This is a genomic window from uncultured Bradyrhizobium sp., from assembly GCF_936943645.1.
Classification (GTDB): Bacteria; Pseudomonadota; Alphaproteobacteria; order Rhizobiales; family Xanthobacteraceae; genus Bradyrhizobium.
The window spans coordinates 56,501-72,252 of the sequence record NZ_CAKZJO010000083.1 but is presented as its reverse complement, the minus strand read 5'-3'; the positions used below and the strand labels follow the sequence as shown (position 1 = coordinate 72,252).

General features: G+C 63.4%; 15 protein-coding genes. 7 read left to right on the top strand and 8 right to left on the bottom strand.

Annotated elements, in window-relative coordinates:
• The first annotated feature begins 38 nt into the window (after positions 1–38).
• From Q0743_RS23585 to Q0743_RS23565, 5 genes are all read left to right on the top strand, one after another.
• On the top strand, positions 39–362 hold the full coding sequence (locus tag Q0743_RS23585) for a hypothetical protein (RefSeq protein ID WP_298243879.1): 324 nt from the start codon (positions 39–41) through the stop codon (positions 360–362).
• A gap of 198 nt (positions 363–560) precedes the next feature.
• On the top strand, positions 561–1,097 hold the full coding sequence (locus Q0743_RS23580; RefSeq protein WP_298243878.1) for a helix-turn-helix domain-containing protein: 537 nt from the start codon (positions 561–563) through the stop codon (positions 1,095–1,097).
• A 326-nt stretch (positions 1,098–1,423) separates the two neighbouring features.
• Complete coding sequence (locus Q0743_RS23575; RefSeq protein WP_298243877.1) at positions 1,424–1,705, top strand: hypothetical protein; 282 nt, start codon at positions 1,424–1,426, stop codon at positions 1,703–1,705.
• 290 nt (positions 1,706–1,995) lie between these two features.
• On the top strand, positions 1,996–2,328 hold the full coding sequence (locus Q0743_RS23570) for a hypothetical protein (RefSeq protein WP_298243876.1): 333 nt from the start codon (positions 1,996–1,998) through the stop codon (positions 2,326–2,328).
• Positions 2,252–2,938, top strand: coding sequence for a nucleotidyl transferase AbiEii/AbiGii toxin family protein (locus tag Q0743_RS23565; RefSeq protein WP_367184936.1), 687 nt, complete (start codon positions 2,252–2,254; stop codon positions 2,936–2,938). Before Q0743_RS23570 ends, Q0743_RS23565 begins: the two co-directional genes overlap by 77 nt.
• 124 nt (positions 2,939–3,062) lie before the next feature.
• Here the strand turns inward: Q0743_RS23565 and Q0743_RS23560 are convergent, their stop codons facing one another.
• The 5 genes from Q0743_RS23560 to Q0743_RS23540 all read right to left on the bottom strand — a co-directional run bounded on the left by Q0743_RS23560 (position 3,063) and on the right by Q0743_RS23540 (position 9,662).
• Positions 3,063–3,578 carry a ParB N-terminal domain-containing protein gene (locus Q0743_RS23560; RefSeq protein ID WP_298243874.1) on the bottom strand — a complete coding sequence of 172 codons (516 nt, stop codon included), beginning with the start codon at positions 3,576–3,578 and terminating at the stop codon, positions 3,063–3,065.
• A gap of 136 nt (positions 3,579–3,714) precedes the next feature.
• On the bottom strand, positions 3,715–4,299 hold the full coding sequence (locus tag Q0743_RS23555; protein ID WP_298243873.1) for a DUF4145 domain-containing protein: 585 nt from the start codon (positions 4,297–4,299) through the stop codon (positions 3,715–3,717).
• Positions 4,300–4,723: 424 nt separating this feature from the next.
• Positions 4,724–4,966, bottom strand: a complete 243-nt coding sequence (locus tag Q0743_RS23550) for a DUF2188 domain-containing protein (protein ID WP_298243872.1) — start codon at positions 4,964–4,966, stop codon at positions 4,724–4,726.
• Between the two features lie 268 nt (positions 4,967–5,234).
• On the bottom strand, positions 5,235–5,897 hold the full coding sequence (locus tag Q0743_RS23545; protein WP_298243871.1) for an ImmA/IrrE family metallo-endopeptidase: 663 nt from the start codon (positions 5,895–5,897) through the stop codon (positions 5,235–5,237).
• A 12-nt stretch (positions 5,898–5,909) separates the two neighbouring features.
• Positions 5,910–9,662 carry a vitamin B12-dependent ribonucleotide reductase gene (locus Q0743_RS23540; protein ID WP_298243870.1) on the bottom strand — a complete coding sequence of 1,251 codons (3,753 nt, stop codon included), beginning with the start codon at positions 9,660–9,662 and terminating at the stop codon, positions 5,910–5,912.
• A gap of 765 nt (positions 9,663–10,427) precedes the next feature.
• Between Q0743_RS23540 and Q0743_RS23535 the strand changes: the two genes are divergently transcribed.
• On the top strand, positions 10,428–11,324 hold the full coding sequence (locus Q0743_RS23535; protein WP_298243869.1) for a DMT family transporter: 897 nt from the start codon (positions 10,428–10,430) through the stop codon (positions 11,322–11,324).
• Positions 11,325–11,367: 43 nt separating this feature from the next.
• Here the strand turns inward: Q0743_RS23535 and Q0743_RS23530 are convergent, their stop codons facing one another.
• The 3 genes from Q0743_RS23530 to Q0743_RS23520 form a co-directional block, all read right to left on the bottom strand.
• Positions 11,368–13,602, bottom strand: coding sequence for a CHASE3 domain-containing protein (locus Q0743_RS23530; RefSeq protein ID WP_298243868.1), 2,235 nt, complete (start codon positions 13,600–13,602; stop codon positions 11,368–11,370).
• Positions 13,599–14,015, bottom strand: coding sequence for a response regulator (locus Q0743_RS23525; protein ID WP_298243867.1), 417 nt, complete (start codon positions 14,013–14,015; stop codon positions 13,599–13,601). Before Q0743_RS23525 ends, Q0743_RS23530 begins: the two co-directional genes overlap by 4 nt.
• Positions 14,016–14,260: 245 nt before the next feature.
• Entirely contained in the window at positions 14,261–14,935 is a 675-nt protein-coding gene (locus Q0743_RS23520) for a BA14K family protein (protein WP_298243866.1), read from the bottom strand.
• A gap of 245 nt (positions 14,936–15,180) precedes the next feature.
• Between Q0743_RS23520 and Q0743_RS23515 the strand changes: the two genes are divergently transcribed.
• On the top strand, positions 15,181–15,588 hold the full coding sequence (locus Q0743_RS23515) for an NADH:ubiquinone oxidoreductase subunit NDUFA12 (protein WP_298243865.1): 408 nt from the start codon (positions 15,181–15,183) through the stop codon (positions 15,586–15,588).
• Positions 15,589–15,752: the final 164 nt, after the last annotated feature.

The window sequence follows — 15,752 nt, the reverse complement described above, 5'->3', positions numbered from 1 at the left end:
CCATCCCTATATGAGCTGAAGGCCCCTATAGGATTTCAATGCTCGACAAGCCCGCAAAATCTGCAAGCCCGATGATCGTACGGCCGCGCCGCGCGGCGCCAGTCCTGGTGTGCCGGAAGTGCCTCAAGCGCAGCGATGAGGGGCGCGACATCAGGCGTGCGCTGAAGTCCGGATTGAAGGCGAAGAAGCGCGACGGCACCAAGCCGGCCAAGCTGGTCATGACCGGATGCTTCGGCCTGTCCCCGAAGAAGTCCATCGTGGTCGCGAGCGGCGCCAGCCTGGCGCGGCAGGAATATGTGCTGGTGGCCGACCGCGACGAGGTCCCGCGGGCGCTCGCGCTGCTCGACGACGGGCGCAGTTGATCCGTCTTGATCGTGCTGCGCCCGGCCCGCGCGAGACGCGGGAGAGACGGGTGAGATTTCCTTTACCATAGCCGCGAGGTCCTGGCCGGACGGCGGCATGTTTAGAGGTCGCGGAAAAATTCTGCGCTAGCGTGCCCCGGTCATTGCGGCGTTGCTCCCTCTGGGGTCGACGCCGCCGCATGCTTTTTGGGATCTGTCATGAGCGATCATCGCGCCGCCGTCAGGCATCACACCTTGCGCACCGGCCTCGTCGAATTCGACAACGGCGCCGGCAGCAGCGTCAGCGTGCCCTGCACGATCCGCGATGTCTCCGCCACCGGCGCGCGGCTGCAGCTCAACAGCTCCGCATGGATCGCCGACGCGTTCACGCTGGTGTTCGCGAACGGCCTGCGCAAGCCCTGCCGCGTCGCATGGCGCAAGGAGCGGCTGATCGGAGCTGCGTTCGCGGACGGCTATGCGAGCCCGGACGAGCAGGCCGCCATGATGACCGCGGACGAGCAGGCCCGGCATCGCCTCGGCATCGGCGCGCGCATCAGGGCCGCGCGCGAGAGCCGCGGCTACACGCAAGGCCAGCTCGCCGAACATCTCAGCGTCACGCCGGCCTTCGTCGGCCAGGCCGAGCAGGGTGAGGTGGACATTCCGCTGTACCAGCTCATGCACATCGCCGATCTGCTGATGGTCGGCCTCGACGGGCTGGTGGCGGGGCCCGCGCCGGAAGAGGTCGACGCGGCGTAGGGCTGTAGTGCGGAAGGCGGTTCGTCGAGCTACGTTCGCCGTTCTCTCCGCCCGTCATTGCGAGCGAAGCGACTTGTCCGCCGAAGCCGTTGTCCGCCGAAGCCTTGGCGAAGGCGGAAGCAATCCAGGACTGCTTCTGCGGAAACAGTTCTGGATTGCTTCGTCGCATCTGCGCAAAATTGCTACGCAATTTTGTCGCTGAGCTCCTCGCAATGACGGGGATAGAGCGGAGCGCCAAACCGGCCGCACGCATCCGCGCACCTCGCGCGAAATTTGCTTGCCTTGCCCGGCATCCTTTTGCACTCTTCGCGCGAAGGAGATCACGCATGACCAACAAGACCGCCGCGTTCGCGCTCGGAACCGCCCTGGCGCTGGGCAGCCTTGCGACATCCGGAGTGGAAGCGAAGACGCGCAAAGCCGTCGTCGTTCGCGCACCACAGGAGCGCCTCATCGTCACGGCGCCCGTGCTGCGGCCGACGCCGTGGGATTACAACGTCGTTCCGCGCTATCGCTATCGCCCCGAGGACGACAAGGTCGATCCCTACGGCCCGCCGATCGTGCCGTCCTATGTGCGCTATGAGGGCTGGCGCTGGCCGTATTGGTGGTAGGCCCGTGAGCTCGTAGGGTGGGCGGAGCGACTTGTCCGCCGTAGCTCCTTTAGCGAAGGCGGAAGCGTGCCCACGCGTCCGTGGCCGTCATCGGAAAAGATCGTGGGCACGGCGCAAGGGCGCCTTTGCCCACCCCACGGCACCGTGCTTTCCCGGCACCTGGGGTCGGTCGCGCGTTCGCCTGAAAAGCCTAGCATTCTTAATGACTTATCCAGTCGCGGGCAGCGACGGTCGACGATCGGGCCGAGGCGCCGGTTGAGGCTTTCGCCGAATAGCACCATATTGCTGGAATGTTGAAAGGTGCGTTCGAGAACCTGACCGCAGCGGTGACGACGATCAACACGCCGATGCCTGAACGCATCGACGAAGGTACTCTGCTGGCATGCCTGAAGGGCGAGAATTCCGAGCGAAAATGGCGCGTGCACGTGCAAGCGTTGTTCGACGAGGTCGATGTCTCCGTCATTCATAACCTCGTCGTTGATCATATCGTGACGTTCGACGAGCTATTGAAAGCCATCGACGCCTGGCAGGTCGGGGAGTCCGAGAATGAAAGATGGGTCAGGGAGATGGCTTCCTTCGCGGTGGGAAGACCTCCTGCAGAAGGCGCTGGTCGCGCTCGATAGTCTGGAAGGCGGCGGCGGACCGTGGACGTTCGGCGGCGGCACCGCGTTGGCGCAGATCCTGGGGCATCGCATCAGCTACGATGTCGACATCTTCCTGGATTCGAGCACCGACTTGAAGAACCTCGCGCCGAACACGAACCCGGTAACGAAGTCGCTGTGCGATAGCTGGCAATGGCCGGGCAAATACCTGAAGCTCATTCTGCGCGACGTCGGTGAGATCGATTTCCTGAACGCCCCGTCCTACATCGCCAGTCCGACCTATGAGCTGAAATTCGGCGACCGTTTCATCGCGGCGGAGCGCTCTGCGGAAATCGCGACCAAGAAGCTGGTCTATCGCGCATCGACCTACACGGCGCGCGACGCCTTCGATCTTGCCGCGATCTATCTGCATGATCGTTCGGCGCTGGGTGAGATCGCGCGATGTCCGGCCATCACCCACCATGTCGTGTCGTCCGCGCTGAGCCGGTTGAACCTGGCGAAAGGCCAGTATCAGGCGGAGATGAGAAGCCTGATCAACGCGACGCCGCGGGGAGAGGAGATCATCGACAGCGCTTGCGCAATTGCGCTTGAGGCACTTGCGGAGATTCGCGATTTGGTTCCCGAAAGATGAAGGCGGGCGAGATTTGCAAGATGGGTAGAGCGGCCGCGAAACCCATCGTCAGTCGCGGGCAGAGGATGGGTTTCGCGAGGGGCTCACCCCATCCTACGAGCTGCGTCTGGCAACAAGCCGGCCATCAATAGCGGCCGCCGCTGCCCTTCTGCTGCGTGATCCAGTCCGACAGTGATTTCGGCTTCGCCTTCACCATCCGGACGGGCGACGCCTTCGCATTGTCGCGGACGCCCTTCGCCGGGCCGGTGCGCGTCGCCTGCGATGCGCCCGCGCTCCTCAAGGAAGCCGCCGATGCCTCCGCGGCTTCCTTCTCCAGGCGCAACTGCTTCAATCGCGCCATCTTGAGGCGCTCGGCCTCGACCTCGGGTCGCTCGGCGAGCTGCGGCTTGGCTTGAGCAAACTCCGCCGTGACCACGACGCCGAGAATGGTCGTCTCGCCGAGCGCCTTACAAGCCTCCAGCCGATGCAGTCCCTCGACCAGGACGAGGCGGTCTCCGTCGCGCTTGACCGAAATGGGGGTCTGCTGTCCGATGTCCAGCATGCTTTCCGCGATCTCCGCGACGGTCTCTGGCTTGAGGGCTTTCTTCTGCTTCGTGGGAACGAAGATAATCTCGATCGGGAAGCTTTCCGGTTTGGGCATAAGATGACTCCGCTGCTACCGGGCCCGTCGGAACGCATGCCGGTGGTATCAGGAGTTTAGGGGTGAAGAGGTCGACCGCAAAGGCAATTCGGCTTGTAGGATGCGTTGAGCAAAGGGCCCAACCTATCTTACGGGCCTACTTCGCAGCAGGTTTTCCCCCGGCCTTGAGCTTCGCATTAAGCGAGGCCTTTTTTGCCGCCGCAAGCGCTGGGCCGACGTAAAAGTGGTCGAATAGCTCTTCAATTACCTCGAGACACCACTCCGCCTCATGCGGTTCGACCTCGATCAGCTGCAGGGTGGTCTTGTCGTCAATGGGATGAGCCGAAAAATTGCCAAAGTTGCGGATCGCATCGATCGTTTCGCGGAGTCTGCTTGGCAGCGCCTTCTTTGGATCGTCCTCGTCAAGCAACTGCTCGATCTCACGAGCTAAGTCTTTGTTCTTGTAGCCGGTGGCGCGCAATATGTTCTGAAGGCAGCGCCGCGAGAGGGCCGCGGAGGCTTTCGAACTGATCGAAAGAACATTGCACGCCTCCACGTAGTCGCTGGAGATATTCGCTGGCACTTCGGCGGGTACTGGACCTCGGTTCGCACCTATCGGAAAAATTTGACGCCATGGCCCAAGTGGTTCCCGATTTGCGCCGATAGTGACTTCGATAGTCACTTCAGAGCATTCCGGACAAACGCAGTTGCGGTACATCCACGCACCGGCAGCGTCGCCCAACTTGTCTCTCAACAAGTCCTGCCCGCGTCGGAGATAGTCCGCAAACCAGTTTTCATGGAAATGAATGGTGCAATGAGGACACTTCATGCCATCTCGCCTTGTCCTGACTTGAATTGACCGGCAGAGCGTAGGCTAGGCAGAGAGGAGCAGCCCATCGTGACCGAGCATCGATTGATGGGGTCCACAAGCAATCTACTCATTCCCACTAGCTACCGGTCCGCGGGACAATATCGCGCATTGAGCAACACGATGACAGCTCGTCGGATGGGGTGAGAGAAGCGAAACCCATCGATTGCTTCGAAAATGATGGGTTTCGCAAGTGCTCTTCTGTTCATCCTACGAGCTAATGCTAGCGCAGACGTAGCGATACCTGGGTAGCAATGCGCAATGCGGCCCGAAGCTTCGCTACGCTTATTGGTTTTGGCTAGTGTTTCTTGTCCCTCGGAGGATTGGGGTCGTTGCCATAACTGTCGCTGTCTTGGATTCTGCCGTTCCGGCCGTGCTCCACCAGCTCAGTTCTGTGCTCGCGAGCAAGCTCGCGCCCACGCTCCATAGCCTCGCTCTTTCGATCAAAATGACCACTGGAACGTTCAGCACCTTCTCGCTTTATGTCCCAGCCACCGCGATCTCCGTTGGGAACAACGTGATAGTCTTTCTTGCCGCTCATCTCCAAACCTCGTTGTAGAAAACGCTAAGGCTCCGCTAGACGCCCGAAGAAAGAATCGCTTAACTGCTCGTGCCACGGAGAGGAAGCTTTGCTTTCTCGACGTCCCCGTAAGTACCTTAGCTGGTCTTCACGGGCCCAATGCCGAGGCGCGCCTCGGCATTGGTGTCTCTAGAACTCGAATCGCCGTACCAACTGAAAATTTAATCGCCGTGATTCGATGTGGTGGCAACGGTCTGCTGCTTTCCCACGACTTTGTTTTCTTAGACGCCTACGTCTCGGTGACGTCGCCGCACTCGTCGCACTTCAGCAGAACTCCGATATGAAGCAACGTAAAGCTGCGGCATTTGTCGCAAGCGTCTCCCGTATACTGAGGGAATAGCGGATGCTTGGTGGCCAGTGCATCTTTCAAGCGGCGCTTTGCCACCGCGTCGCTTACGACGCAAAGACCCGCAATGGTATCTTGTTCACGCAAGCGGAGCACCACGTGATCCGGCGCAAGAAATAGGTCTGCGAAGGCATTTGCTTGGGCCTCAGCAGATTCTTCCTCCTCGACGAATTTGAGAACGGCTTCGTTGTCATTGGAAAATGCGACGGCGAGTCCATCGTGTAATAAGATATGCCCGATTTCATGAGCCACTATGAAGCGTGCATATGTTTCACCCGCGCCGGCGTCGTCCCAAATCCGCTTCACGATGTGCAAGGTTAGGGGATTGAACGTGACGCAAGCGCCCTCGGGTAAATCCTCGGGACTATAAAATTCTATCTGTAGTTTGCCCTTGCCGCGAAGCCGTTTGGCAAGGACTTGCAGCACAAATGAGCAGATGTTGAAGCTATTGCCGCCGCGACGGTCCGCGATCAACCACCAGAACAATGCTACGCGTGCGATATGCTCGCGAGATTGATGCCGGACTTTGTGATCGCGGAGCGCCATGCTTGAGATGCCTCAGCTACATCCGGTCGTGCTTCCGCAGGTGTCGCACTTCATACACGTGCCGTTGCGGACCAGGGTGAAATTGCCACATTCGGAGCACATCTCGCCTTCGTAGCCCTTAGCCTTCGCTTCGGCCCTGCGTTCGGCCTTGGTGGGGGCTGCGGTAGCGGCGCTTCCGGCCTTGCTCCACTGCAGCGCTTCCAGCTTCTCCGTCGGGGAGAGGTCGTGATGCACTTCCTGCTTAAGCGCTATAGCTCCTTCGACAACCGCCTCGGATCGCGCTTCCGGGGGAGAGAAGCCCATACGTGGTCCATCCGAAGTCTTCGCGAGTTCGGCTATGTTCGAGCCGCCGCGCATCACGACGAGGTTGTCGGTCCGCGAGCGGGTGAGGCCGCGCGAGACCAGGCGGGTGGCGTGGTGGCCGCCGTCCTCGTCCGGCTCCTTGCCTTCCTCGACGCCCTTGCCGAGCGCGTCGAAGCCGGTCTCGTTGGGATCGACATGGGCGAGGTCGAAGCGCGACATGTAGCTCACCGCGAGCTCGCGGAAGACATAGTCGAGGATCGAGGTCGCGTACTTGATGCTGTCGTTGCCCTGCACGGGGCCCGCCGGCTCGAAGCGGGTGAAGGTGAAGGCGTCGACATACTCGTCGAGCGGCACGCCGTATTGCAGACCGAGGGAGACCGCGATCGCAAAATTGTTGATGAAGGAGCGGAGCGCGGCGCCTTCCTTGTGCATGTCGATGAAGATCTCGCCGAGACGGCCGTCGTCATATTCGCCGGTGCGCAGATACACCTTGTGGCCGCCGACGACGGCCTTCTGGGTGTAGCCCTTGCGTCGGTCAGGCATCTTCTCGCGCTCGCGCATCACGATGATGCGCTCGACCAGCTTCTCGACGATCTTCTCCGAGACCTGGGCGGTACGGGCCGCCATCGGCTTCTCGTAGAGATGGTCGACCGCATCGTCCTCGTCCTCATCGTCGCTGATGAGCTGCGAGTTGAGCGGCTGGCTGAGCTTGGAGCCGTCGCGATAGAGCGCGTTGGCTTTCAAAGCGAGTTTCCACGAAAGCATGTAGGCGGACTTGCAGTCCTCCACCGTGGCGTCGTTCGGCATGTTGATGGTCTTGGAGATCGCGCCCGAGATGAAGGGCTGGGCCGCCGCCATCATGCGGATGTGGCTCTCGACCGACAGATAACGCTTGCCGATCTTGCCGCAGGGATTGGCGCAGTCGAACACCGGATAGTGCTCGGCCTTGAGGTGCGGGGCACCTTCCACCGTCATCGCGCCGCAGATGTGGACGTTGGCCGCCTCGATCTCGCGCTTGGTGAAGCCGACGGCCTGGAGCAGGTCGAAGCCCGGCGCCGCAATGGCTTCAGCGCCGATGCCGAGCTGGTCGCGGATGAAGTCCTCGCCAAAGGTCCACTTGTTGAAGGCGAACTTGATGTCGAAGGCAGTCGGAAGCGCCTTCTCGACCTTGGCGATGGCCTCATCCGTGAAGCCCTTGGACTTCAGTGTGGAGGCGTTGATGCCCGGCGCGTTGGACAGCGAGCCGTGGCCGACGGCGTAGGCCTCGATCTCGGCGATCTCGCTCTCGCGATAACCGAGCGCGCGCAGCGCCGCGGGCACCGCACGGTTGATGATCTTGAAGTAGCCGCCGCCGGCGAGCTTCTTGAACTTCACCAGCGCGAAGTCGGGCTCGATGCCGGTGGTGTCGCAATCCATGACCAGGCCGATCGTGCCGGTCGGCGCGATCACCGTGGTCTGGGCGTTGCGATAGCCGTGCTGCTCGCCGAGCGCGAGCGCCGCATCCCAGGCCAGCTTCGCCCGCTCGACGATGTCGGCTTGCGGGCAGGAGGCGTGGTCGAGCGGCACCGGGTTGACGCTGAGCGCCTCGTAGCCGGAGGTCTCACCGTGCGCGGCGCGGCGGTGATTGCGGATGACGCGCAGCATGTGCGCGGCGTTCTTCTTGTAGCCGGGGAAGGTGCCGAGCTCGGCCGCCATCTCCGCCGAGGTCTTGTAGGTGATGCCCGTCATCACGGCGGTCAGCGCGCCGCAGAGCGCACGGCCTTCCTTGCTGTCATACGACAGACCCATGGTCATCAGGAGGCCGCCGATATTGGCGTAGCCGAGGCCGAGCGTGCGGAACTCGTAGGAGAGCTCGGCGATCGCCTTCGACGGGAACTGCGCCATCATCACCGAGATTTCGAGCACGATGGTCCAGAGCTGGCACAGGTGCTCATAACCCCTGACGTCGAACTGCTTGGTCTCGGTGTTGTAGAAGGTCAGCAAATTGGCGGAGGCGAGGTTGCACGCCGTGTCGTCCAGGAACATGTATTCCGAGCACGGGTTCGACGCGCGGATGTCGCCGGACGCCTTGCAGGTGTGCCAGTCGTTCATGGTGGTGTTGAAGTGCAGGCCCGGGTCGGCCGACGCCCAGGCGGCGTAACCGATTTTTTCCCAGAGGTCGCGCGCCTTCAGCGTCTTCGTCACCTTCTTGGAGGTGCGGGCGTTCAGATTCCAGTCGCCGTCGGTCTCGACCGCGCGCAGGAAGTCGTCCTTCAGCGAGACCGAGTTGTTGGAGTTCTGGCCGGAGACGGTGAGGTAGGCTTCGCTGTCCCAGTCGGTGTCGTAGGTGTCGAACTGGATGTCCTTGTAGCCCTGCTTGGCGAACTGGATGACGCGCTTGATGTAATTGTCAGGCACGAGGCTGCGGCGCGCGAGCTTGATCTCGCGGCGCAGGGCAGGGTTCTTCTCGGGGTCGAAGCAATCATCGCCCGAGCCTTCGCAGTTCACGCAGGCCTTGAGCACCAGCTTGAGGTGCTTCTGGTTGATCTTGGATCCCGTGACGAGGGCGGCAACCTTCTGCTCCTCCTTCACCTTCCAGTCGATATAGGTCTCGATATCGGGGTGATCGACGTCGACGACGACCATCTTGGCGGCGCGGCGCGTGGTGCCGCCCGACTTGATCGCGCCGGCGGCGCGGTCGCCGATCTTGAGGAAGCTCATCAGGCCGGAGGAGCGGCCGCCACCCGACAGCTTCTCGCCTTCGCCGCGCAGGCGCGAGAAGTTGGAGCCGGTGCCGGAGCCGTATTTGAACAGGCGGGCTTCGCGGACCCAGAGGTCCATGATGCCGCCTTCGTTGACGAGGTCGTCACCGACGCCCTGGATGAAGCAGGCATGCGGCTGCGGATGCTCGTAGGCGGACTTGGACTTGGTCAGCTTGCCGGTGAAGGGGTCGACGTAATAGTGGCCCTGGCCGGGGCCGTCGATGCCATAGGCCCAATGCAGGCCGGTGTTGAACCATTGCGGCGAGTTCGGCGCGACCATCTGCATGGCGAGCATGTAGCGGAGCTCGTCGTAGAAGGCCTGGGCGTCCTCGTCGGACGAGAAGTACTTGCCCTTCCAGCCCCAATAGGTCCAGCAGCCGGCGAGGCGGTCGAACACCTGCTTCGACGAGAGCTCGCTGACATAGCGCTCCTTCTCAGGCAGAGCGGCGAGGGCCTCGGTGTCGGGCACGGAGCGCCACAGGAAGGAGGGGACGGATTCCTCCTCGACCTTCTTCAGGCGCGCGGCGACGCCGGCTTTGCGGAAATACTTCTGGGCGAGCACGTCGGAGGCGACCTGCGACCATTCGGTCGGGACCTCGACGCCGTCCATTTTAAACACGACCGAGCCGTCGGGATTGCGAATCTCCGACGTGGTCAGCCGGAATTCGATCCCGGCGTAAGGTGACTGTCCCTGGGTGGTGTGGCGCCGCTCAATCCGCATCGTCTTGCCCCGTCCTAAGTTTGACCGGTCCCGCCTCCGTTCAGGCGTGCCGGGTCGACATTTCGTTTCGCGGCGCCCCTTCGGCCATCGGCCGGACAGGCTCCGCAGTTCAGCCGGTGGACCCGGCCCTGTTTTTCCCGACGCGATGGGTTGATGCGTGCATCGATCCATCCCGCCGGCATATCCACACCCATCCGCCCCCAAGGGGATGTGCGCGACATGCGTTCAACGCCCCACTGTCACAACGTCTATCGATGCCATCCGAGCCTGTTGCCGGCCCGTTCTGGCGCCCGAAGAGTCCGCCTTTCGAGGACAGACAAGCCCTCATCCGCTGCCTTTGGCTGGCCGGCGGAGCTGAAATTTGCGGTGCCCTTTGGGGGAGTGCCGGCGGGACGCAAACTCACTCGCGCCGAACGGATCGGAAGCTAGGACTCTCCGTTGCGCCCGTCAAGAACTAGTGCGGGTTCCTGAATCAAATACTAAATATGGTGGATTGTGGGGGATAACAGGGGTCTTCGCCGCGCCTGTTGTGGGGGCAAGTATCAGTGAGTCCTGAAGGATTCCCAACTGAAAAAATTTGCATCCCGTGGTGATCCGGAGCCTTCATCCCGCTGTTCACAGGGCAGGTATATTTTTGAGCAACGGGATTGCGTCAGCAGGACTCACGTAGCCCTACGGAAGGTGAGGGCAGGCATGCCCGCCGAGGTGGTGGTCTGGGCTGCGAATCCGCGCCAAGCTGACCGCAGATTTTGCCGGACTACCCACATGCTTGATTCGACTCGCCGGGATGCGCGACCGCGCATCGCCCCGGCCGGCCTGATGTTCCTCGCGATCACTTCGATCGGCTGGGGCTTTAATTGGCCTGTCACGAAATTCCTGATCTCCGAGCTGCCGCCGCTGACCTTGCGCGGGGTGACAGGCGTGCTGGGCGCGCTGCTGCTGGCGGCGCTGGCGCTGGTTCGCCGGCAGAGCCTGCGGGTCGAGCCCGGAATCTGGCCGCGCCTGCTCACCGCCGCCGTGCTCAACGTCACCGGCTGGATGGTGCTGATGGGCCTGGCGCTGCTCTGGCTGCCGGCGAGCGAGGCGGCACTGATCGCCTATACGATGCCGGTCTGGGCCTCGATCATCGCCTGGCCGGTGCTGGGTGAGCGCCCGACCGTGCTGCGCACGCTGGGGCTGGTGATGGCCTTCGTCGGGCTTGCCTCGATCATGGGCGGCAACGGCATCACCGCCAGCGTCGAGAAGCTGCCGGGAATCATCATGGCGCTGTGCGGCGCGCTCGGCTTTGCCGTCGGCACGGTGTTCTCGAAGAAGTACCCGATCCACCTGCCGCCGATCACGGCCGCGGCCTGGCAGATCGGCATCGGCTGCCTGCCGATCTCGATCATCGGCCTGTTGGTCGAGACCACGCATCTGGACAAGGTGACGCCGGTCGGCTGGTGGCTCCTGGTCTATTCGACCGTGGTGCAGTTCTGCATCGCCTATGTCAGCTGGTTCGCAGCGCTGGCCCGCCTGCCGGCATCGGTCGCCGCGATCGGGACCATGGCAGTGCCCGTCATCGGCGTCGTTGCCTCGGCGATCGCGCTGCACGAGCCGCTGGGACCGGGCCAGATCGCCGCGCTGGTGTTCACGCTGGCGGCGGTGGTGCTGGCGACGCGTTGAGGCGCAAGGGCATGTAGGATCGGTTACCCATCCGACTACGATCTCAGCCCAGCGCCTTCCGGATCATCTCAGCCAGCTGGTTTCTCCGATACGGTTTCGTCAGCAGCAGCACGCCGTCATCGAGCTTGCCGTGGTGGACGATGGCGTTGTCGGTGTAGCCGGAGGTGTAGAGCACTTTCAGGCCCGGCCGGAGCTTGGCCACCTCTTCGGCGAGCTCGCGCCCGCTCATGCCGCCGGGGATCACGACGTCGGTGAAGAGCAGATCGAACGGCTGGCCGGCCGCGATCAACTCCAGCGCCACCTTGCTGTCGGGGGCGGCCACGGTCTTGTAGCCGAGGCTCTGGAGCTGCGCGGTGACGAAGGTGCGCACGAGATTGTCGTCCTCGACCACGAAGATGGTCTCGGCGCCGCCCTCGGCCGGCGGCACGGCGGCGGCGGCCTCCGTCATGCCTTCGCCCGGCGGCAGATAGAGCTTGATCGTGGTGCCGTGGCCTTCCTCGCTGTAGATCTTGATGTGGCCGCCGGACTGCTTGACGAAGCCATAGACCATGGAGAGGCCGAGGCCCGAGCCCTTGCCGACCTCCTTGGTGGTGAAGAACGGCTCGAAGGCCTTGTGCTGGGTCTCCACCGACATGCCGGTGCCGGTGTCGCTGACCGCGAGCATGACATAGGGGCCGGCCGCCACGTCCGCATGGGCCTGCGCGTAGGCCTCGTCCAGCACGACGCGGTGGGTCTCCAGCAGCAGCTTGCCGCCGTTCGGCATGGCGTCGCGCGCGTTGATCGCCATGTTGAGCACGGCATTGGTGAGCCGGGACGGATCGATATGCGCAGTGATCGGACCCTGTTCCAGCACGGTCTCGATCTGGATCTGCTCGCCGAGGGTGGGGCGCAACAGTTTCGCGATGTCCGCGATCGCGGCGTTGATCTCGATGTTGCGCGGCTGCAGCGGCTGCCTGCGCGCAAAGGCGAGCAGATGCTGGATCAGCTCGGCGCAGCGTTCGGCGGCCTCGTCGATCAGCCGCGCCACGTGCTGAAGCTCGGGCTGCTGCTTCAGGCTCGCCACCAGCGTCTCGGTGTTGCCGGAGATCACCGTCAGCATGTTGTTGAAGTCGTGCGCGACGCCGCCGGTGAGCTTGCCGATCGCGTCCAGCTTCTGCGACTGGTACAGCTGCCGCTCGGTCTCGCGTGACATGGTGGCATCGTGATAGACCAGCACCGCGCCGGATATCTCGCCTTGCCCGTCCAGCATCGGCCGGCCGCTGATCATCAGATGGCGCGGAAGATTGCCGCTGTGCGGGCGGACGATCATCTCCATGTCCTCGAACTTTTCGCCGCGCAGCACGCGCGCCGAGGGCAGCTCGTCGGCCTTGAGCGGCGTGACGCCGTCGCCGTGAAACACATCCGACAGCGCGCGCAGATTGCGCAGGTTCATGCCGGTGCGATGCAGCAGCATGCGCTCCGCTGCCGGATTGGACAGCAGGACATTGCCGTCGGCGTCGATCACCAGCACCGCCTCCGCCATGCTGTGAAACGTGCTCTGGAGCACGTTGACCGACAAACGCAGCTCGTCATGGGCATCCACCAGATGCTGCGTGCGCTCGGCGACCGCCGCCTCGAGCGCCTGCTTGGCAGCTTGTGTTTGCTCGAGCGAGGTCTGGAGCTGCACCGTCGTGCGCTGGCTTTCGCGCATCACCATCACGACCAGCAGCAGGATCACCAGAGCACCCGCGACATCGATGCCGAGCAGCACAATGCCGGTGCGGCGGGAGTCCTGGGACCGCGCGGCAAGCAGGGCCTCCTCGTCCGCGCTGAGCTGGTCGAGGTTGCCCATCACCGCGTCCATGAGGCCGCGGCCTTCGGCCTTGCCGTTGAGCGCGGCTATGCCAGCCTCGTCGTTCGCCGCGCGCAGGCGCATCGCTTCGGCGGCGATCTCGACCCGGCGCAGCGCCAGCGGCTCGATGCCCTCCAGCCGCGTGAGCTGATCGGGATTGTCGCGCAGGCCGCGCTTGAGTTCGGCGAGGGCGGGCGCGATCTGGCCGTGGACAGATTCGAATTCGGCACTGAAGGCCGGGCTGCGGTAGAGTTCAAAGCCGCGCGCGGCGCTCTCGGCGCGGCGCAGCAGCACCCGCAGATCGGAGATCTTCTTCTGCACCTGGACGGTGTGGTTGACCCAGGCCGCATCGGACCGCGACTTGACGTCGAGGGCGATCGAGGCTGCGGTGATGATCAGGAGGATGGCAAGTCCAGCACCGAGAATGACGCGCTGCGTTGGAATCAAGGGGCTTCTTTCTTGTCCTTCGGCTGCGCGTTCTCGCCCGCGAGGCATTCCCGGATCGTGGTCAGCAGCGTTTCCGGCGTGAACGGCTTGCGCAGGCAGCGCGTTGCGCCGAGCTCGAGCGCCATCCGGAGAAAATCGGGAGAGGGCGAGGCGGATGATGCGAAGGCGTAACCGGACATCGCGATCAGCGGAGTAGCCGGCGCGCGCTCATGAAAGATGCGGATCGACTCGAAGCCGCGCATATGCGGCATGAAGATGTCAACCAGCATCACCTCGAAGGTCTGCGCTTCCAGCGCAGCCAGTCCTGTTTCACCACCGTCGGCAAGCGTGACGTCGAAGCCCTGACGTTGGAGGAGGACCTCGATGGTCGCGCCGACCATCGGATCGTCATCAACCACGAGAATACGCGGCATGACACTTCCCAGTAGATCGAAGTCCCCATTGTGATTGGTGATATCCGCGAATCGTGTGTCGGGTCAATTTTGGATTGGATCAGGGGAGATATGCACGGTGCGGTGAATACAGGTCCGTTTAGGTCGATTTGTACGCATCATCGACGGCGACGGCCCGACATGGGCGGCACCGCTGTGACGCATGAATGCGCGAAAAAAAGGCGTCGCAGCGCTGCGACGCCTTCCTTCAAACCTGACCTGAGTCGTTACGGGCAGGGATGCCGCTGGCCGTCATAGCCGAGATAGGTGCCCGAAGCCGGGTCATACGATTTGTAGCGCTGCGCGCAATACGCCGCGGAGTCGCCGCCGCTATCGGGGACCACCGCTACTGACGGCTCATCATAGTAGCTGTCGCCATAGTAGTAGTAGGGGTCATCGTAGTAGCCGCCGCCGTAATAGGCGTAAGAGCCTAACCCGCCGATCGCGGCGCCGGCCGCGAAGCCAGGCCAGAAACCGCCGTGACGGTGATGGCGCCAGCCTCCGCCGTTCCAGTTGCCACCGTGCCCGTTCCAATTGCCGCCGCGGCCCTGCCAAGTGCCGCCGTTGGCCGCTGCAAAGTTACGCGCTGCGCCGCCGGTGAAGGACGTGCCGCCGCTCGGACGGACCGCTGCGCCGGCCGCGAAATTGCCGCCACCTCCGTGGAAGGCGGCGCCGCCGCCACCCATCCGCGCGCCGCCGCCGAAGCCGCCGCCGCCCATGCGCGCACCGCCGCCAAAGTGGGCGCCGCCACCGCCGCCGCCGATATGTGCACCGCCGCCACCGCCGAAATGCGCGCCGCCGCCGCCACCACGACCACCGTGGCCCTGTGCGAAGCTCGGTGTTGCCAGCGGGAGAACGAGGGCCACCGCTGCAGCGGCACTCAATACTTTCAGACTTTTCATGATCAAACTCCTTTCCCGGGAGCAAACCCTATGAAAGGGCCGGGGTTCCTGGGATCACGCCGGTTTGCGCGTCAATGGAAGCCTCGCTCGCGTCGGCTGTACCCGGCATGAACGGATCGCGCCGGATTTGCGGCAGACGCCGGTGCCAAGTCCGCGCATTCGAACAGGGCACAGCCGCCCCCGCCGAACTGGACATTTTGCCGCCCGGATGGCATCAGGGCCCGACGAAGCAGGGCCCTTGCCGCATGAAACAATTCTTCCTGAAGTTCTTCACCTGGTGGAATGGCCAGACTTTTGGCACCCAGCTCTGGACCAAGCGGTACGGGGAGCTGGTCGGCCAGGACGAGCAGGGCAATCTCTACTATCGCACCCGCGGCGGGGCGGTCGATCCGACCCTCGGCTTCGAGCGGCGCTGGGTGGTTTACAACGGCTATGCCGAGGCCAGCCGGATCCCGCCGTCCTGGCACGGCTGGATTCATCACGTCGTCGATGTGCCGCCGACCGAGGCCAACTACCAGCCGCGCGAATGGGAAAAGCCGCACCAGCCGAATCTCACCGGCACGGCCATGGCCTATCGTCCCTCGGGCTCGACTCTCGCCAGCGGCAAGCGGCCGAAGGCGACCGGCGACTACCAGCCCTGGACGCCTGGCTAGGCTTTCCAGCCTCAGCCTCTTCATCGTTGAATTGGATGCATGCGCATCCGCCGCGTCTTGCTGTGGACAACGGGAACAGCGGGGACGGCGCCCGCGCGGCCGTTGCGCCGACGCGGGCGATGCGGCTCAATGAACCCATCTTACGGAGATGGGAAACCATCGCG

Bases quoted from the DNA above. Each gene is read 5' to 3' on its own strand.
- Q0743_RS23585 (WP_298243879.1), top strand. From the start codon at position 39: ATGCTCGACAAGCCCGCAAAATCTGCAAGCCCGATGATCGTACGGCCG.
- Q0743_RS23515 (WP_298243865.1), top strand. From the start codon at position 15,181: ATGAAACAATTCTTCCTGAAGTTCTTCACCTGGTGGAATGGCCAGACT.
- Q0743_RS23575 (WP_298243877.1), top strand. From the start codon at position 1,424: ATGACCAACAAGACCGCCGCGTTCGCGCTCGGAACCGCCCTGGCGCTG.
- Q0743_RS23580 (WP_298243878.1), top strand. From the start codon at position 561: ATGAGCGATCATCGCGCCGCCGTCAGGCATCACACCTTGCGCACCGGC.
- Q0743_RS23560 (WP_298243874.1), bottom strand. From the start codon at position 3,578: ATGCCCAAACCGGAAAGCTTCCCGATCGAGATTATCTTCGTTCCCACG.
- Q0743_RS23570 (WP_298243876.1), top strand. From the start codon at position 1,996: ATGTTGAAAGGTGCGTTCGAGAACCTGACCGCAGCGGTGACGACGATC.
- Q0743_RS23540 (WP_298243870.1), bottom strand. From the start codon at position 9,662: ATGCGGATTGAGCGGCGCCACACCACCCAGGGACAGTCACCTTACGCC.
- Q0743_RS23520 (WP_298243866.1), bottom strand. From the start codon at position 14,935: ATGAAAAGTCTGAAAGTATTGAGTGCCGCTGCAGCGGTGGCCCTCGTT.
- Q0743_RS23550 (WP_298243872.1), bottom strand. From the start codon at position 4,966: ATGAGCGGCAAGAAAGACTATCACGTTGTTCCCAACGGAGATCGCGGT.
- Q0743_RS23565 (WP_367184936.1), top strand. From the start codon at position 2,252: ATGAAAGATGGGTCAGGGAGATGGCTTCCTTCGCGGTGGGAAGACCTC.
- Q0743_RS23535 (WP_298243869.1), top strand. From the start codon at position 10,428: ATGCTTGATTCGACTCGCCGGGATGCGCGACCGCGCATCGCCCCGGCC.
- Q0743_RS23525 (WP_298243867.1), bottom strand. From the start codon at position 14,015: ATGCCGCGTATTCTCGTGGTTGATGACGATCCGATGGTCGGCGCGACC.
- Q0743_RS23545 (WP_298243871.1), bottom strand. From the start codon at position 5,897: ATGGCGCTCCGCGATCACAAAGTCCGGCATCAATCTCGCGAGCATATC.